This window comes from Lactobacillus sp. W8093, assembly GCF_016100925.1.
Lineage (GTDB): Bacteria > Bacillota > Bacilli > Lactobacillales > Lactobacillaceae > Lactobacillus > Lactobacillus helsingborgensis.
In genome coordinates this window covers 1-3334 of record NZ_JACFRL010000017.1, presented here as the reverse complement: position 1 = coordinate 3334, position 3334 = coordinate 1, and the positions used below count along the sequence as shown (strand labels likewise).

Annotated in this window: 1 protein-coding gene; it reads right to left on the bottom strand. The window is 36.5% G+C overall.

Annotated features, from left to right (window positions below; all coding sequences use genetic code 11):
* Positions 1–126: 126 nt before the first annotated feature.
* On the bottom strand, positions 127–3334 hold a 3208-nt coding region (locus tag H3T47_RS09120; RefSeq protein ID WP_199283250.1), incomplete at its 5' end, for a BspA family leucine-rich repeat surface protein.

Here is a 3334-nt window from a genome sequence, read left to right as displayed (position 1 = left end):
TCTTCTAAACTGCATATTAATATAAGTTTAGTATATGGCTGAGCTTATTAAAAGTCAAACTAAGCTAAGCTAGACCGAAAAACGTCCTATATTTAATAATATAGAACGTTTTTTGTCAGAATTTATTTAGTCTTTCTTACGGTTAAGCCAAGCAGCGCCTAAGGCGGTTGCCAAAGCTAAGCTGCCTAAGGCCAGCATGGCTAAGCTGTTGCGCTTCTCAGTACCAGTTTGCGGCAGGGTGTTATCTTGCCTGCCTTTTTGCGGGTCATTAGCAGTGTTATTCAGCTTGCCGCTTGTCGCTGTCAATTTAGTTTGACGCTTAGCTTGATGCCTTTCTTTAAGTACTTTATTAGCAGTTTGATGATGCTTAACTGTCTTTGAATTATTCTGCTTATCCATCCGGTGTTTTTTATGTGACTTCTTAGTAGTTTTCTTCTTTGACTTATTATTGGTCGGAATTGGGGTAGGCGTATTATTGTTAATTACATTGCTGCCACTACTATTGTTTGATCCTGAACCATTGGAACTATTGGAGCCATTGGAAATACCAGAGCTGCCAGAAGGCGTAGAACTAGTACTACTGGAGTTAGAGTTTGAGGCGCTACTGCTAGTGCTGCCATTTCCAGGTGTGGAAGTAGAGGAGCTGCTGCTAGAACTTCCACTGTCAGAAGTAGATCCAGAACTACTACCAGTTGAACTTTCACTGCCAGAACCACCAGCAGTTTTCTTATATATAAGATTAACAGTTTGAGGCTTGCCTGTGAACAGAAAGCTATTTATATCCGTTCCCGATCCATTGAATTCTGCGTGGTCAAATTTATATCCCTTAATTTCTTTGGGATTAAAAGCAGTGAATGAGCCGTCGTTGACAAGTTTAGTATCTATGTCACCATATTGCTGTTCTGCATCAGCAATATCTTTATTGTCACTTTGATAGTGAACTGTAATTGGCCCTCCAAGATCAGCAAAACATACATAGGTATCATGTTGAGTCGAAGGATTAAATTCATCTAAGAATGCCTCTGGATAATACCACTTGCATGTACCTTTTTTAGGGGAACCTTTTCCTAAGCCCATGTTTACCCAGGTGCCTTGAACATTGAGATTAGAATTTGAAATATTGCATTTAGGTCCTAAAACTAATTTTCGTAGATTAGAGTCATTTTCAAACATTGAAGTAGCGGACTTAGCAGATGGCATATTAAAGTTTTCGATATTTAGTTCTTCAAGATTGGTACAATTCTCAAACATAGAACCTAATCCCAAAAAATCATCTATCTCATCGGTATTGAAATTTTGTAGGTTTAAGCTTTTTAGACTGGTACAGCTATTGAACATATTTAACATATTAGTTACTTGAGAAGTATCAAAATATGACAAATCTAAAGTTTTTAGAGCAGTACAATTCCAAAACATGCCTCCCATATTGGTTACTTTACTTGTATTAAAACTTTTAGGAAGTGATAGTGAGGTTAGTGATGAACAGCCTTCAAACATATTGTCCATCCGTGTTACTTTATCTGTTTTTAAGTTTTCTAATCCCTTAAAGGTTTGTAAACTAGGAAGACCCGAAAATAGGTTTTGAGCATACCCTTCGATTTCTATGTTTCCTACTATATTTATTTCTTTGATTTTTGATGTGTCTACAAAAGATATATTGTTCTTGATGCCAATATTGGTAGATAAACTATCACCTTTAACGGTATAAGTATTTTTAGGATTACCTATTTTTAATTTACCAGAATCAGTATAGAAGATAACAGGCACACCTTCCCAAGTACTTGAAACAGAAGGACCAGAATCACTAGGGTCAGAGCCATTGGAGGTGTCTGAACCGTTAGAAGTATCAGAGCCGTTGGAAGAGTCTGAGCCATTAGAGGTATCAGAGCCGTTGGAAGAGTCTGAGCCATTAGAGGTATCAGAGCCGTTGGAAGAGTCTGAACCATTAGAAGAGTCTGAACCATTGGAAGGGTCAGAATTATTAGCTTTTTTAGTATAGAAGAAAGTAATAGTCTGGTCATTAGGGGTAAATTTCACAGCGTTATAGTTAACCGTACTATTATTCATCTTAGCTAAATTATCAAAATCATACTCGTTTCCTGAACTATCAGTAAACTTTTCTTGTGGTTTAAAGGCAGTATAGGGATCGTTGTTTACGAGAAAGTCATCAATATTACCAAACTGAATATCATCGTCAACACCAGGAATCTTATTTCCATCTTCGTCACGGTATTGAACAGTAATTCCTTTACCGAGGTTCCTAAAGTTAATATAAGTGTCTTGGTAAAGATCTTCGTTAAAGACACTATTATCATACTTCTGAGCAAGGTCAGCAGAACTTAGTTGGATTGAACCTTTTTGGGGAACTGGCCAACTCCCTTGTGGAATACCCATGTTTACCCAAGTCCCTTCAGTATTAAATTCGGACTGTTTTATATGGGTAAAGCGGCCTAATACTATTACTTTTAGTTTAGGAAGATCTTTAAGCATAGAGTAGCAAGTACCTCTAGTAAAGTGTTCTCCATGATCAACTTCATCAATTGTAGTAAGGTTAATTAAATTTAAATATTCAAGATTATCGCAACCCTCAAACATATGACTTGCGTCACCAGTACAGGAAGAACTAGATAAATCTAATTTAGTAAAAGATTTGCAATCTTTAAACATATAGGACGTGTCTGTTCCGCTTGCTATTTTAAACGTAGACATATCAATATTTGGTAGTTTTTGGCAGCCATTGAACATATAGGACATGTCAGTTGTTTGATCTGTCTTAAATTTATTAGAGAAGGTAATAGATGCTAGTGATGAACATTTATCAAACATACGAGACATATTAGTAACATTAGAAGTATCAAAATGGGATAAATCTAAACTGGTTAAAGACTTGCAACCATCAAACCAGCCATACATGCTAGTTACATTCTCAGTATCTAAATTAGGCAGTCCCTTAATTGTAGTTAAGTTAGTTAAACCACCAAAAAAATTTATTACCCCACCTGAAATTTTGATAGGGGCATTAAAATCAATTTCTGTAATAGTAGATAAATCATCAATTTTTAAGTTTTTCTTATTGTCACTAAATGAAAGTCCCTGGTAGTCGGAGTTTATGTTACCAAACGAGTAATTATTTCCTTGTTCTCCAATAGACAATACTCCATCAGAAAAAGTGGTAGGTATACTATTCCAAGTACCTGAAATTGCGCCATCTCGAGTAGCTTTAGCAGGGTCAAATTGTGTAGAACCCGCTTCTTGCTTATCAGCTTTTGCATTATCCGTAGTGCTTGGAGCGCTGGTATTGCCTGTGATTGCATCTTGATTACTGCCACTTGCT